Origin of the sequence: Ruminococcus sp. (genome assembly GCF_019417665.1) — a bacterium.
Lineage (GTDB): Bacteria > Bacillota > Clostridia > Oscillospirales > Ruminococcaceae > Ruminococcus_C.
The window spans coordinates 1-15,496 of record NZ_DXUU01000055.1 but is presented as its reverse complement, the minus strand read 5'-3'; the positions used below and the strand labels follow the sequence as shown (position 1 = coordinate 15,496).

The following is a 15,496-nucleotide window of genomic DNA, read 5'->3' as shown; positions in this document are numbered from 1 at the left end:
ATAATGATTGGTGCGGTTTTTTTCAACTATCGCTTTTATTCAGCGTGTCCCTAATGTATCTTGTTTGATTCGCTTATCCAGCTCCTCTGCTTTCTGATACAGTTTGTCCAGCCTTTTTCTTGTGCTTTCTTTCATATACATGCCTCCTTGCAATATATGATGGTTAATAGTCGATCAATAATAGTGGGTCAGCAGCTTTATAATTGCTGTTTCCTTCAAGATAATAGTACTTGATCCAGACTTCAACGTGCAGATAATCATAACTTGCGCTTGTGTTGCTTTGGCTACCGCAGCGATGATCAGATGTTGTGGTGCCAATTTTATCTCCTGCTTCTACTGTATCTCCCTCTCGAAGTGAACTTAATAATTTTACATTGCAGTAAATGATTTTTGCTTTTCGCTCTTTGTCATACCAAAAGTCAACCTTTTGACTTGATTCCAATGTTAATGTATGTTTGCTTGAATCATAGTCTACAATTTTTCCGGATAGCATAGCATAAACATTGCTGCCGCTGTTTCGGATAATATCAATTCCAGTATGCCGGGTAATATCACAATGCGTTGTATTCCATTCCTGCATATCACATCCGTACCCATTATAAATCCAATTCCCACTGAGAAGTTCTGTGATGCCTTCATCTACTGGAGATGTAAGTGTTTGATGATTTCCAAGCAGATTGCTGGTTGAACCAACATTTCCACTTCCAAATAGTAAGGCATAATATTCTAAACGTTCTGTAGCGTTGGGCTGTCTGCTCAGAATCTGCCGGATTGCTTCTTCAAAGGTACAGTTTTGGTGTACTGTATAGTAGAGACGACAATCTTTAACCCATTCGTATTTTTGATAGAATCCGCAAAATCCATATTCAGAAAATCCATTGGTCTGTGCATAGGGAAGTATCCAACTGTCATAAGCAAAATGGCGATCCCAGTCACCAGAAATCAAATTGATACCAGAAGCGGTTTCTTTATATCCCAAATATGGGTATAAGCTGCTGTTATCAGCGTTTTTTGCATATTTCCAGAAAGAAACATCATATGGAGCTACCGTAACACAAAAAGAACTATTGCCAGTTTGTTGACTGCTTGGAATCCAGACATTTCGGTAATTGCTCGTGTTTGGTTCGTAAATGTTTAAGTAACGTCCATATCCGCCCGTATATGCAAAATCATACTGGAAAGCATTTGGATCATAAGTATAAAACGCATATATTGTTTTTCCGGATACATCGGTAACATTGTAACGTTGGTCTTGGAAATACCACCCTGTTGCTTTATAATTTTTCTTTGCATTTAGAATCTCACCATTACTTGTATTGTAGTATACACGCTTGGAATTTGTGAAATCACTTAGGTCCGACGGAAGTGTTTTGAAGTCAACATAACCATATCCATTTTCTGTGCCGCTTCCGGTGGTATAATGAAAAAATTCATCATAGGTATAGCTGTACAATTCTTCCCATTTTGATGTGTTATCGTAGTGATGATCAAATGTGTATTCTAAATTGAACAATTCACGAATGATAGCAGCGGTATCATCTCCGTATTCCCAGTAGGGAATATCAAATTCGTCTCCATTTGCTTCAGCTTCTGTGGCTGCATCAAAGTCGTAATAGTAAGCACAGAGAAAACTCCAAAGCTGATATGGATTGAAATCATAATCTGGGCTGTCGGGGAATATGTTGGATTGCCCAAAAATGAATTCTGTAGGGGTATCTTCATAAGTTGACGCTGTAGTGCTTGAAACGCCTAATTGAAGTAATGCGTTTTTCCAGGTGGCAGAGTTGCCGACTTGCAGTACCTTTTTGTTCAAGTTGTCAGCCAATTGTGTGTAATACATTTCTGCGGAGGAAAGCGCATCGTCTCTTGCTGCGTAAGTACTCATGATAAATCCAGAATTGGAGAAAACACCAAAAATAATCTGAATGATTAACAGAAAGATCAAACCGCCAAATAAGAGCGGTAACGCTGGCACAAGCAGCTTTTTTGCGGTATCTTCTAATCCTTTATGAAAACCACGTCGAAACCGTTCTTTTAAGCTAAGCTTTTTATTTGCAGTGCGTTTGTGATTCTTTTGTTTTTTCTTCTGCTGCTTTCGGGTCTGTGTTTGCTGTAATTTATTCTCCTGCTGTTTTAGCTTTCCTTGTGCTGTCCCCGACTTTTTTTCCATGGACTGCTGCTTTTTCTGCATTTGCCGAACTTGTTTTGTGCTTTTGTTATATTTACGCTGTGACCGGCTGTTATAAATGCTCATTTTTTTTGAGGCTTGTATGCTGGAATCAATCGCACGCATAAAGTCATTATTCGCATCAGCAGACGCAGCTTTTTGCCAGGCACTTGATTTGGCACGAGTTCCGGCATATGCCAAGGGTTGAAACAGTAAAGGTGTGGGTTTGCTGTTCTTGACAATCTTTTTCTGTAACGAGATAGATTTGGTTTCCGCTTTTTGTATCTGCGTTATGCCCTTTCTCCATTTTTTGAATTTTCTTTTTTCAAAACGATATGATTGTTTTCTGCGCTTAAATGCTGTTTTCTGCATATGTGTTATCGTGCCGTCTAATTTTGCAGAAGTGAAAGACGCTTTTCTGAAAGAAAACTCTTCCTTTTTCTGTAGGAAATGGAGTGTACCGGCTTGTAGTTGGGCATTTGTTTTATCAGCAATCAGTCGAACCTGTTGCTTTTTTTGTACAAGTCTTTGGCGCTCTCGTTTTAGCGTTGTTTTTTGTCGTTGATAACGCTGGAATCCAATGACTGCATCTTTTACCAACTTTCCGCTGGCAAGCAATCCGCGATTGGAATCGTCTACCGCTTCCATTTGATACTTAGACGCAAATTCTTGTCTTGTTTTGCGCCATGTAATATTTCCAACTGTTAGTGCTACATTTTCTGCGCTCAATGCTGTACCAACGCCAGTTTTTGTTAATAATTTGGCATCCATCGTAGCCCCAAGCACAGCTGCTTTTGCAATCTGTCCACGGATTGTTGTCGGCTGTACGGATTTCAAACGTTTGGTTATAGATGGCATATCACCAGTAATGCGATGTCGTAAAGCAACGGTTTTATGGAGAAATCCATGTGTTTTTTGCAATTGAGGAATGTCTTTGCGTGTAAAATGCGCTTTGAGATGAAATTCTCCGCTGGCATCTTGTTGTCGTTCCAATTGTAATTGCCAATGCCGCTGATCAGCATGTGCTGGATCCAAGCGCCGAATGACTGCATTTTCCGCAGCTAATGCAGCACGACCGGTGAATTTTACAGTTTTTTTAGCAATGGACACAGCTGCATTGTCGGGTAGAATTTGTGGTACATCACCAACGATACGATTGCGAAGAGAATTTGCTCGATGCAAAACGCCATGATAATTACCGACGTTATCGTTTTCCATACGTACAAAGTGTGCTTTTGTATGGAATTTGCCGTTCTCATTCTGGATTCGCTGAAATTGCATATGCCAATGCTGAGTGTCAGCATATTCCGGACGTGTTCGACGCATAACAGCGTTTTCCGCTGCTAATGCAGCTGCACCAGTAACCTTAATTGTTTTTTTGACAATGGATGCAGCTGTACTGTCTGGTAAAATCTGCGGTATATCACCGGTAATACGATGACGCAAGGCAGCAGTCCGATGAAATATACCATGCGTATTTCCAATATTGTCGTTTTCCAGACGTACAAAATGTGTTTTGGTGTGGAGTTTTCCGCCATCATCCTGTGTTTTCTCAAATTGCATGTGCCAATGCCGCTGATCAGCATGTGCCGGATCAGTGCGGCGTATTACAGCATTTTCTGCGGCAAGTGCAGCAGCACCGGTGATCTTAAAAGCAGTTTTTGTAGCCTTGACAACAGTACTGTCTGGAAGGATCTGTGGAATATCACCTGAAATGCGGTGTTGCAGAGAAGCAGTGCGATGAAGGATACCATGATATGTTCCAATATTCTCGTTTTTCTGCTGCGTGACATGAATTTCAGTATGCAGTTTCCCGGAATCATCTTCTTTTCGTTCCAGTTGAATATGGATGTGCTTTTTTTCTTGCAGTTGGAAATCCTTACTTTTTTGAAATCCAAGATGCTTTCGCTTTTGAAGTCTCACAATTTTCACCCCCTCTACCACATCATGGAATTATGCATTCTTTTGCTTTGCCAGATCTGCCGGGTCAGTTGTCATCAACTGGTACATTTTCGTGTTTGTCGGGAATTTGTCTACGAAGGGGAGAATTGTATCTCCAAAGAAGATAAGTCCTTGTCCACGCCCAGCATTGGTAACATATTTTAGCTGCTGATCAGAAATATGCAGCTTTTCTGCCAGAATGTCTCTGTCACCGGCTGCTTGATTGAGCATATATACAAAGTCGCTGTTATCAAAAATATTTTCGATCTCCTGAGATTGCAGCAGGTCTTTGATATTTTGGGTGATGCCTGTTGGAATACCGCCCCATTTGCGGAAGCGTTTCCACATTTCCACAGAATATTTTGCAGTTTGTTCCTCTTTCAGAAGCAGGTGGAACTCGTCAATGTAGTATCGTGTTGCCTTTCGGTTTCGGTTAGTGGATACACGATTCCAGACTTGATCTTGAACGATCAGCATTCCTACTTTTCGCAGCTGGTTTCCAAGCTGCTTAATGTCGAAGCAGATGATACGGTTATTCAAATCTACTGTGGTACGATGGTTGAATACATTCTGCGAACCGGTAACATACATTTCCAGAGAGTTTGCCACACGAGAAGCAATATCTCCGCCACTTTCTCGTAATTCGTGCAGTAGGTCTTCCAGAATAGGCATTGTTTCCTTAGATGGGTTGTTCGCAAGAAAACGGTTGTAAATATTCCGAACGCATTGATCGACGATAGAACGTTCTTCTGCGGTCAATCCGTATTTACCGCCGACAATTAGTTCCATTAGAGAAATCAAAAAGTCGGACTTGACAGCAATGGGATTTTCATCATCCTCTTCATTGTCCCAAACAATATCCATAGGATTGATATGCTGTTGAGAACTGTTTGAAATTTTAATTACCTGTCCATTTAGTGCTTCAACAAGGGGAAAATATTCTCCTTCTGGATCGCAGATGTTAATGTCATCTGTTGTTTTTAGGAAACAGTCCAGTATCTCACGTTTTACACTAAAGGATTTACCGGAGCCTGGTGTTCCTAATATCAAGCCATTTGGATTCTTTAGTAGTTTTCGATTGCCCATAATCATGTTCTGTGATAGGGAATTCAAGCCATAATAAGACGCATCTGCACCTTGGAAAAGTTCCATTGTTGTAAATGGCACAAAAACAGCGATTGCAGATGTGGTCAGTACACGACTGATTGGCACCGTATTATATCCCAGCGGCAGGGAAGAGCCAAGTGCCTGTTCCTGCAAATAGTCCAACGTAAATAGTTTACAGCTGTTTTTCTGGGTGATACGCTTCAGCAAATCCTGTTGCAGCTTCATTTTTTTCTTGGATTCTGCATAGGAGCGAACAGTTAAAGTGATATGAAACAAGCGTTCATTTTTGCTGTTCAAGTCTTCCAGCATCTTTTCCAGTTCACCAATATACATCTTGATGGATGGCGGCAAGATATTGGGATCATATCCAGATTGTGTTGCTTTTTTCTGCTCGTCAATTTTCATTTTCTCTACGTCAGAGAGCTTGCCTTTGATAAATTTCAAAGCTGCAATCTGGTCGAATGGTTCTACATGTAAATTGACGCAGATCAGATCATCATTGGAAAGATAATCGTATAGGATTTCATCTGACAATTCGCCGGCAAGCAAATTGATGGAGTAAACAGAGCCAAATCCGTTTTCACCAATTTCAAAATTGGATTTAATGAATCGCAGACTGGTTGGTGCAATAAAATCCTTTGTAGATGCACCAGTTTTTACTCTGTAATTCCAGTCAAATATAAATGGGTCATCTGAAAAAGGATTCAATGAACGGTACAGAACGTCTAAACGTTCCTTACCGTCAAGAATCTTACTGGATACACCGATTGCACGCAGCATATTCTGGATTTCTGCGGCAATGCTGTCCAGCTTTAACCGGGCACTTCGCAAAGTGGCTGCTTCTACAGTGAAGGTGATAAATTTCTTTAATATGCGTCCATTGCTTCCAGCAACAAGCTGATTTTTCAGCATAGAGGAGTATTCCTGGCGGATTTCATTGAAATCATCGTCTTGTTCAGGAATTTCCAACATTTTCAGCATATCTTCAATGTTGGTGTTTTGATTTTCAAATGTCAGTTGGAACTTGACAGTGTTGTCGAAGTAATTTAGCAGATCGCAATACTTGGAGAAAATATAATTTTTCTCATCAAACGTAGCAAGACGATAGTTGATGTCGTAAAACTGAATGGTCTTGGAAAATGTCTTTTCTGTTATTTGACATGTGCCATCCTGATACATCTCCAAATATGGAATTGTTTTTTGTGTACTGTTTTTCTTTCCACTTTTCAACTTTGCCATACGTGCTTCTACAGCTTTGCGTTCTGCACGTGTCAGAGTTGTCTGAACTGGTACAGCCCGATGTACAGCCTTTCTTTTAGATGTTGTTGGAGCGGTTTTCTTTTTTGGCACGGCTTTTTTCATCCTTTCTTTTCTTTTTCGGAATATCAAATGAATTGTAATGCAAAACAGTTCGTAAATGATTGTATTCTATTGCATTTTCAATTTGATGATACACATTTTCGGATTGATATAAACGTTTTCGAGGATTGCGAAAAAAATTCATCATGATTTTGAATTGCTGCTCCAGATGCAATCCGTTTTTCTGATACAATCCGCAGAATATAGCTGGCGCAGCAAGAATGCCGCCTACAACGATTCCGCCGCCTAATCCCAAAAAATTTCGAACAAGAAAAAACGTTGGAATTCCGATTGCAAATCCAATTCCAAAGCAAACTGCTTGACGCTTTGTCAATCCTGCAATAAATTTTTGCTTTATATCTGACAAGTCTTTTGGAATTGGTACATACTGAGCCAATAGAATCTCCTCCTTTCCACTTCTTCTCCACTGGAGAAGAAGTTAATGTGCGTTAAAAATGGACTTGGAAATTGCGCCGCTGCGCAGTATTGTGAAAATCAATGCTAATGTATATCCCAATAACATTGCCATCTGTATAATCGCATCTCCACCGCTGCCACTGGATATTTTTGCAAGTGCATTTGTAAACATTGTGGAGAAAATACCAAGAGCAAAGATGATAAATACCCCTTGAAACGCCAATGCTACAAGTCCACGAAACCAGTTTTTTCCTACTTCGCCCCAGACATTATTCATCATGGTTGCCATTGGAAGCGGAGAAATGCCAAGATACATGAAAATTTCTATCATTCGGCTTGCCAATACCACCACAATCACTGCCAGCATGACAAATACACCGACTAAGATAATAAGAGATAACAGCAGTAGAACAATTAGCATTCCGATTCCATATGAATTGGATACAGTGATGTTTCCAGTATATGTAGTGGTTCCGAGTAACGCTGTCATGGCATCTCCAGTAGCTTGAGTGCCAAAGGCGAAGAAACCAGAAGCTATGTAATATACATTTGAGATCAGCAATACACCGCAAACCACTTTCAGGATCCATTTGATAAAAATACTATCATCAAAATCCTTAAAGTTATTTCCTGAAATAACCATTTGCACAAGATCGTTAATCACCACAATAGCGAATACCATTCCGGCTACTGGTACAATGGCATTATTGCAAACAGTTTCAATGGTAGACCAGATTGTTGAGGCGGTTCCTGTGCCGCCGCCAGTGAAATTTGCTGGATGTACGCTGAGAAATTGCTGAAACATGCCTCCAATACCATCCGTTTTACTGGTATCCAGTCCACCCTTCAACAGATCGAACGTGGTGGATAAAGTCGAAGAAACCGCATCATTCAAAAAATCCTTTACCGCACTTTCTATGCCATCTACGAAATCAGCTACTACACCCATGAGATTCCTCCTTTCAAGTACTGATAAGCAAAGGGGAAGACAGAGATCAGTCCCCGAATCTTCTGTTTCCCCCTCTTTTTGAAAATGTATAAAAATGGTTTATTTATGCGTTAGATAGCATTGCTCATCATTGAGACAAGCGTCGGAATCATAACAACGCCAAGCAGAATCATTGCCAAGCCAGCCATCAGCTGTTTCATGCCCTGCGACTTTGCACCTGGGTTATCATTACCATAACCTTCAATTAGGTTTACGATGCCCCATACACCAAGACCAGCACCAATCAGAATAACTACTGCTTGCAGTACAGTTTTAACATTACCCAAGAAAGCTGATGTATCAACAGAACCAGAAGCAAATACTGTCATTGACAGCATTGCACACATGCACAGCACTGTAACTGCCATGGTAATTACCTTTTTTGCTCGGAATGTATTTCTCTTTGTTGCAATTTTTGCAATTGAATTCTTCATTGCCTTTACCTCCTGTTATATCGCAAATAGTTCTTCGTCCGTTATTTCCTTATCTGAAATTGTCTGATATGTATCAATGACTTCATCCGGCTTGATTCGGGCATAGCGTGCATTCCGTTCCCGTGTAAGACGGATATATTTTTCAATATCAAACATGTTTTTGCGGTCGGCATCCATCAATAGCGAATAACGCTTGTGTTTGGTAATATCAAACTTTTTCGAGAAAAACGGACGCACTCCTCGAACCTGTAAGATACATTTGCCGCCATCCATTGTGGCTAACTCATCTTGAGACATCAACTCCTTTCCCAGTTTTTTGTAGTTCATACCATAGGATTCTGATTGTCCACGTGTTCTGGAAGTATCAAAGTCATCAATGGTTTCCTTACCTAATGCCTCCGATATTTCTTTGAGAGTGGATTTTTCCTTGCCTCCCAGGAACAGTGTGGTATCACAGTTTCCCACAATGGTATCTGCATTATCCTTGTAAATCGCTTTCAATTGTGATTGCGCTTGTAGGATAATACTTGCTGATATTTCACGGCTACGAATAGTCGCTATCAGTTTTTCAAATTCGGGTATCTGCCCGATATTTGCAAACTCATCCAGTAAGCAGCGCACATGATACTTTAGCTTTCCGCTGCCGTCCGGATTGTTGTCTGCTTTGGTACACAGCAGATTGAACATCTGCGTATACATCATTGCCACCAGAAAATTGAATGTGGCATCTGTATCAGAAATGATGATAAACATAGCAGTCAGCTCATCGCCGATCTTATCCAGCTGCATTTCATCGTAAGAAGTGATCTCCAATACACTGTTGATGGAAAAGCACGCAAGCCGAGCAGAACAGGAAATTAGAATGGATTTTGCTGTTTTTCCGGCTGCGAGTTTATATGCCTTATATTGTTTTACGGCAAAGCTGCCGATAGAAATTTGCTCTTCTGTAGGAGAAATTTCACGCATTCCTTCGAATTCCCCCAGATTTTCTTCTTCATCAAGCTGTTGGTTGATCCACTTTTCCACCATAGCGAATTGAATATCAATGGCATTTTGAAATGTTTCGTCATCTTCACGGCACTCAGAACAATTGATCATGTCAATCAGCGTTGCAAAGTTCCATTCCTCCGGCGGTGAAACGGTATATATCATGGCGATGTATGCCGTATACAGCAAACGTTCTGCTTTTGTCCAGAAATCTTCGCCTTTTTGTTCGCCGCTGCCGCTGGTGTTCTTGATCAGAACCTCAACAAATTTCAAAATATCCTGTTCTCGTGTTTCCTTTCGTATGTAGGCAAATGGGTTATAGTGCATGGATTTTTTGAAATCTACAGTGTTGAAAACCTTGATCTTGTAAGGTTCATAGATCATTTTCCCATTCGCATCTTTTTTCCCGGTGGGTCTGCCCTGGCGCAGCATTTTTCCACATTCGACTAAGACAGTGCCTTTTGGGTCAGTTACAACGTAACTGCTATGCATCTGCATAAGATTGGGCTTCAAGAAATAACGAGTTTTACCAGAGCCAGAGCCGCCCATAACGAGTACATTCTTGTTCCGAGCGTATTTTGGACTGGAAGGCTTTCCCATGGTTAATCGTTCTGTCTGCGTTAGAATTACATTGTTTTCAAAATTGGACTTGTCCATATATGGCTCAATATCCTTTGGCGTTCCCCAACGTGCAGAACCATATTCTTCACCATGCCGAAACTTTTTTGCATTTTTTCGCTTAACATACATGAAAATTTCGATGGCGATACCAGCGATCAATCCTACCAGCAAGTCCATTGGATTCAGGCTGGGCAGGGGATTTGCAAATGCAGTTCCCAAGTTGTTCAGAAATGGCATCATTTTTTCGCTGCCTGTGCCTTCAGAAATTCGCCAAGCAAATCCAATTTTGTCACCAGCATATCCAAACAGCACCATAGGCAGCACAAAGAGAATTCCCTTTTTGATTTTGGCGGTGTCCAACTGCATCACCTCGTTTCCTGCTGCTCTCTGGCACGAACTCGATCTTTTTGTCGAGGTTCCTTTTGGATTTGAGCAGCACGGGATTGAATTTGTTCTCTGGGAATTTCATAGCGTGTTTTTGCCTTTTCGGAAACGTTGGCTGCGTATTCTGTAAAGGCACGCTTGAAATTATCTGCATCTTTTGCAGCGAAAAAAACATGGTGTGTTGGTGGGTTTGTTCCAGAGTCTCGCTTTACTGCGAATGTAATATCATATTTTGCAGCTGTTGCTTCAAAGTCTTTGATGTTTGCCTGAGATACTTCAATGGATTCCAGTTTTCCGCTGCTTTGTTCTGAGAGCTTGCGTAAACTTGTCTTTCCTTGTTTTGTATTTGAACCAAAATCTTGCTGCAAAAACCCCTGCATTGCCTGTTGTATCAGTTCTTTGGTGATGTCTTTGCCCTGAATGACCAAATCAATTATGCTGCGAATGTCTTTTTCTGTTTCTCCTGGCATGTATCTTCACCTCACGCTTCATCTGGTCGATATTCCAGTTTGGAGTTAACAGACTTTTCCGGTGCAGATGGCATTTCTGACATTTCCATTGGTGGCATTTTGAAAAGATATGGTCTGCTATCAGAGGTGCTCAGCCATTCTGTAAGCTTGTCTGCAACAGACAGGCATTCTTCAAGGGTTAGGTACATTCCCAATTCAATTTGCTGCTGCATATTCCCATCTTCGTCTGGAATGGGTACAGCCATGTCAGCTGCAACCTGATAGACTTCGATCTGTGATGATTTGTCGTCCGCTTTCAAAATGCCACTGAGAAAGCGAATGCTGGCAATGTGGCTGTAATTGACGAAAATATCGTCTTGTGTCAAAATGGTCATGTTCATGATAATTCCTCCAAAATTCAATTTTTTTCAACAAGCTGAGCGTAAACGTTTGGGCTGCTGCGGCTTTCTATGGCATCTGTAATGCTCAAATTATGCTGCACTTGATTCTGGTAATACCCACTCATTGTGGACGGAGCATTAAACAGACAAGTCAGCAGATAATTACGTCGGTTTTTGATTTTTGCGCAATTGTTCCGTAAGCTGTCCAGCACATATGTCAGATGTTCGCTGTCCAGCTTATGGAATTGGCTTCGAATAATGTCAATTGACAGAGCTACTCCGTTAATTGGCATTGTTTTCTGCGGTGTTGTATACACCCATGCAATTAACTCTACGAGTTCTTGTACGGCGTCACTGTCATACATAGGCATGCCTGTTTTTCGATTGGTAATCTGCAAAAGGGATGCTGCGTCTACTTGTTCCGATATTGTTTCCAGTGCTTCTGTATATCCATCCGCATCTATCCTATCCGACGATTCAGGCTTAGGGAAAGGCTGCGTAGGATGGATAGGATTGATATTTACAGTACTTGATTCTTTTAGTATTTGATTATTATTTATTTGATAATCATCGACGTTTTCTACATCAACAAAACCTACATCGACGAAACGTAGATCTAGGTTTTGCTGATCTACATGTGAAGAGGATTCGCTGTAATTGGAAGTGGTACTGTCTGGTTTAGTATTGTTTTGTTTGGTTGGTTTGTCATTGGAATTTGCACTATCTGACTTATCCTCATTGTGTTCCATTGGTTCATCGCTGAAAATGTAATTCCATTCAGACACTTTTCCATTTACATAAATTCTTTTACGGATTAAATACCCAAGCTTTTCGAGTTCTTTTAGGGCAGTGCCGATTTTTCGTTCTCCGTCTGGCAGAATGGCAGATAATCCTTTGATAGAAAATTTCCAGTTTTCTGGCATGGATATCATTGTGATCAGCACACCTCTTGCTGTAGCACCCAGCTTTTCATCACGCACAAAGGCGTTATGTACTACTGTAAAATCACTTGTGATTTTTTTCTTTAAAATAGGCACTTCTTACACCATCCTTGCTGCTCTTGAAATATTTGCACAAATGTATGTCATGGAAAGAATCATTTTCTCTTTGTTGACAATATATTTTTCATCTACAGTTTCAAAAATCCAATTCTTTTCCTGCAATTCACGAACAGCAGATTTGATGGTGGATATACTGTCCTTTGGAGAAAGATGGTGTAGTTCTTGTAATGTTACATAATCACATCCCGGATCGTTCACCATCATAGAAAGCACTCCATATGCCTCAAGGGATAGTTCTGATATTTTTTCAGGTTTTAGAGCAATAAAACCATGTGAAATTACTTTTTCCATCTGCATTACACCTCACTTTCTGTTCCTTCGCCAACAGTAATCATAGCAGCTTGGAGCTTTGTAATTGTTTTTTTATGTCGTTCCCATGCTGTTGCATAGGCAATATGCTCCATCAAGGCATACTGTCGAATGGACATTTCTTGAAAATAAATGAAAGTAATGAGTTGCTGTTCTGTCTCGTTTAATTGATGAATTGCATGATGTAGTTTTGAATAAAGCAGATTACGTTCTACCGCCTTGCAAATATCTACATCTGATGCTACTTCTGCATCACCAAGCAGAAATGTTCCATGTTCCTGATCTTTTTCTGATAAATGACGTTCATGACGTATCAGCTTTTTTCTTGCCTGATACCAATTTGTGATTTCCACTGAGATTTTACCTCCTCAAAAAGAAAAGCCTCATACCTTGCATGAATGCAAGATATGAAGCTTTTGGGAGAGATGATATTGTCTAAAATTTATCACACAAGATATGCTGCTGGTTTTCGTTTTAGAATTGCTGCATGATTTTTCTCATGGCATCTTTTTTTTGCTCGATAAGCACATGTTGATAAAGATTCATGGTTGTTGTTACGTCTGCATGTCCTAAAAGTACACTGAGCGTTTTGTAATCGATACCGCACTCTAATGCTCTTGTTGCAAATGTATGTCGCAGAGAATGAAAGCTTGCATCCGAAATGGATGCATCTTTCAGAAATTTCTTAAATCGATTCTGCATGAATTTCGGCTCAATTGGTTGCCCTGGAATTCTGCTGAGAACAAACTGATCCCCATAAGTATGATGTGCGCCAATCAGTGTCAGCTGCTTCAGACGGTATTGCTCCAGAAATTGTAAAATACTTTCCTCAAGAGGAATCTCTCTGAGAGCAGCCTGACTTTTTGGTGCTGAAATATTGATAATGGTTCCTTTGCCTGATTTCAAATTAGGAATACGGTTCAGAGTTCTTTTAATTCTCATTGTAGTTAAATTACCGGAGGTTTTGAAATCACTCCAGTACAAACCACATAATTCCCCAATTCGAATTCCGGTTGTAAGGCATAAAAAAACGCCGAATGCAAACGGATCGTCGCTTGCTTTCAGCGTATTGAGCAATCTTGTTTGCTCGTCATGGGTAAGTACACGTCGTTCTTCTTTTTGCTGTTTTGGCAGTTTTACGTATTCTACATAATTGCAATCAATCAAATTGTTTTTCACTGCTTCACCAATCGCCTCATGAATCATCATTCGCATATTCAGCAATGTCTTTGGTGAAAGTGTTGTTCCTTTACAACTTCCTCTTTCATATTGATAATTGAAGAATTGTTGCAATACAATTGCATTTAAGTCGCAGAGTCGCATATCTCCTATATGGGGTTTGATATGCAGACGAATATAACATTCGTATGACACCTGCGTTGACTTTTTGACAAACGGTATTGCATATGTTTCGTACCAGATATCAAGCCAATCTTTTAGCAACATATCTTTTCTTATTTCTTCCATGTTTATTACCTCCTTGAATATCATAATATCATATAAAAGTAATGACATTGTTATACTATTATGAAACAAATAATTATATCATCAAGGAAAACATGGAAAGGGCATCATTGATATATACTTAATGGTTTGGAAGCATACAGTCTGAATTCTCATAACCCGAAGGTCGTCAGTTCAAATCTGGCTCCCGCAACCATAACCGCACTGCACAAATGATACAATTGTGCAGTGCTTTCTTTTTGGAAAAATGCCGAAAATGCGTGCCTTTTTCGGTTTTATCAAGCAAAAGCAGCCTGCTGTGGAGCGTTTTCCCAGCAGGCTGTTTGCATTTCTGAAACAATAAAAAAACGATAGGCTAAAATAAAACGGTAGGTTGGGGCTATCGTTTTTTTGTTGTAAAATCAAAATTAGAGCCATGAAAAATGCCATGCTGGGAAAGCACATCTTCTCAGCATGGCATTTTGTTTCTATGAAATGTAGATTTCTTCGTAAAATCCGCCCATTGACCATTCAAGCCTAAAAATCCACGCTGTTTCCAATGTTTTTCGCATTTCTCATACGATTTTTTGACGGTGAAACATTATCCCGTCAATTGTAACCGCTTTACATATTCCTGCTTCATCTGCATAGAAGAATGCACATATCGATTCAAAGTAATACTGGCATCAGCGTGTCCCAGCAATTCACTCAGCGTCTTTGCATCAAACCCATGAGCAATACAATCTGTAGCATAAGTGTGTCGAAGCAGATGAAATGGAACCTTCCGGATACCACAGAGTTTCAGGATTTTCTGAAACCGATACTGCATGGTTCTCGGTTCTGCCGGTTTGCTTTTCCCAGTAATCAAGTACAAAAAATTCTGTCGCTTTTTCTTTTCCAGCAATGCCAACAAGAAGGACGGAACCGGAATTGTCCGCACAGAAGTTCTGCTTTTGGGAGAGCCGATCAGTACCTCGGAACTGCCGTTTCGATAGACTCTCTGCACCGTTCGTTTTACAGAAAGCGTTCCGTTTTCAAAATCAATATCATTCCACTGCAAGCCGCACAATTCGCCTACACGCAAGCCAGTGAACAAGCACAGCAGAATTGCCAAATCAATGGTCAGTCCTGTCTGCAGTAGATACTGCTCCAGCTTCTTTCGCTCTTCAGAAGACAGAACATCCAGCTGTTTTTTCTCCGCTTTTGGCATGGTGAAATGCGTTCCCTGAATGTGATATTCCTGCACTGCATACTGTTCTATGCTGTGGTAAACTCGCATAATGTCCTGTACAAATCGAGCAGAAAGTCCGCCTGTCCCGCATAATCGACCGCTTTGCAGTTTCTCATAGACAAAATCATTCAGCTGATGTGTTGTCATATCCGTGAGATACTTTGTTCCGAGATCCGGAAGAATATGATTGCGAATGA

13 protein-coding genes are annotated in these 15,496 nt (G+C 40.5%); all 13 read right to left on the bottom strand.

Annotation, left to right across the window (positions count from 1 at the left end; translation table 11 throughout):
• Positions 1 to 163: 163 nt before the first annotated feature.
• Positions 164 to 4,090 (bottom strand): peptidoglycan DD-metalloendopeptidase family protein, encoded by a 3,927-nt coding sequence (locus QZ375_RS11845; protein WP_295219458.1) that lies wholly within the window; start codon positions 4,088 to 4,090, stop codon positions 164 to 166.
• Positions 4,091 to 4,120: 30 nt separating this feature from the next.
• Complete coding sequence (locus tag QZ375_RS11840) at positions 4,121 to 6,454, bottom strand: VirB4-like conjugal transfer ATPase, CD1110 family (RefSeq protein WP_365729032.1); 2,334 nt, start codon at positions 6,452 to 6,454, stop codon at positions 4,121 to 4,123.
• Between the two features lie 76 nt (positions 6,455 to 6,530).
• Entirely contained in the window at positions 6,531 to 6,971 is a 441-nt protein-coding gene (locus tag QZ375_RS11835; RefSeq protein ID WP_295219453.1) for a PrgI family protein, read from the bottom strand.
• A gap of 42 nt (positions 6,972 to 7,013) precedes the next feature.
• Positions 7,014 to 7,940 carry a VirB6/TrbL-like conjugal transfer protein, CD1112 family gene (locus QZ375_RS11830; protein WP_295219451.1) on the bottom strand — a complete coding sequence of 309 codons (927 nt, stop codon included), beginning with the start codon at positions 7,938 to 7,940 and terminating at the stop codon, positions 7,014 to 7,016.
• 110 nt (positions 7,941 to 8,050) lie between these two features.
• Positions 8,051 to 8,308 (bottom strand): Maff2 family mobile element protein, encoded by a 258-nt coding sequence (locus QZ375_RS11825; protein WP_295219460.1) that lies wholly within the window; start codon positions 8,306 to 8,308, stop codon positions 8,051 to 8,053.
• Between the two features lie 120 nt (positions 8,309 to 8,428).
• A complete protein-coding gene (locus tag QZ375_RS11820; RefSeq protein WP_295219449.1) occupies positions 8,429 to 10,387 on the bottom strand; it encodes a VirD4-like conjugal transfer protein, CD1115 family in 1,959 nt (652 codons plus the stop codon).
• The gene (locus QZ375_RS11815; RefSeq protein WP_295219447.1) at positions 10,387 to 10,875 is read right to left on the bottom strand and encodes a PcfB family protein; all 489 of its coding nucleotides are present in this window, start codon (positions 10,873 to 10,875) and stop codon (positions 10,387 to 10,389) included. Before QZ375_RS11815 ends, QZ375_RS11820 begins: the two co-directional genes overlap by 1 nt.
• Before the next feature lie 11 nt (positions 10,876 to 10,886).
• On the bottom strand, positions 10,887 to 11,255 hold the full coding sequence (locus tag QZ375_RS11810) for a hypothetical protein (RefSeq protein WP_295219445.1): 369 nt from the start codon (positions 11,253 to 11,255) through the stop codon (positions 10,887 to 10,889).
• 17 nt (positions 11,256 to 11,272) lie between these two features.
• A complete protein-coding gene (locus QZ375_RS11805; RefSeq protein ID WP_295219443.1) occupies positions 11,273 to 12,292 on the bottom strand; it encodes a DUF6017 domain-containing protein in 1,020 nt (339 codons plus the stop codon).
• Positions 12,293 to 12,295: 3 nt separating this feature from the next.
• The gene (locus QZ375_RS11800) at positions 12,296 to 12,607 is read right to left on the bottom strand and encodes a hypothetical protein (protein ID WP_295219441.1); all 312 of its coding nucleotides are present in this window, start codon (positions 12,605 to 12,607) and stop codon (positions 12,296 to 12,298) included.
• 5 nt (positions 12,608 to 12,612) lie between these two features.
• Positions 12,613 to 12,978, bottom strand: a complete 366-nt coding sequence (locus QZ375_RS11795) for a hypothetical protein (RefSeq protein ID WP_295219439.1) — start codon at positions 12,976 to 12,978, stop codon at positions 12,613 to 12,615.
• A gap of 121 nt (positions 12,979 to 13,099) precedes the next feature.
• Positions 13,100 to 14,092: a site-specific integrase gene (locus QZ375_RS11790; RefSeq protein ID WP_295219437.1), complete on the bottom strand. Its 993-nt coding sequence runs from the start codon at positions 14,090 to 14,092 to the stop codon at positions 13,100 to 13,102.
• A gap of 577 nt (positions 14,093 to 14,669) precedes the next feature.
• The coding region (locus QZ375_RS11785; RefSeq protein WP_295219435.1) for a site-specific integrase at positions 14,670 to 15,496 on the bottom strand (827 nt) is incomplete at its 5' end.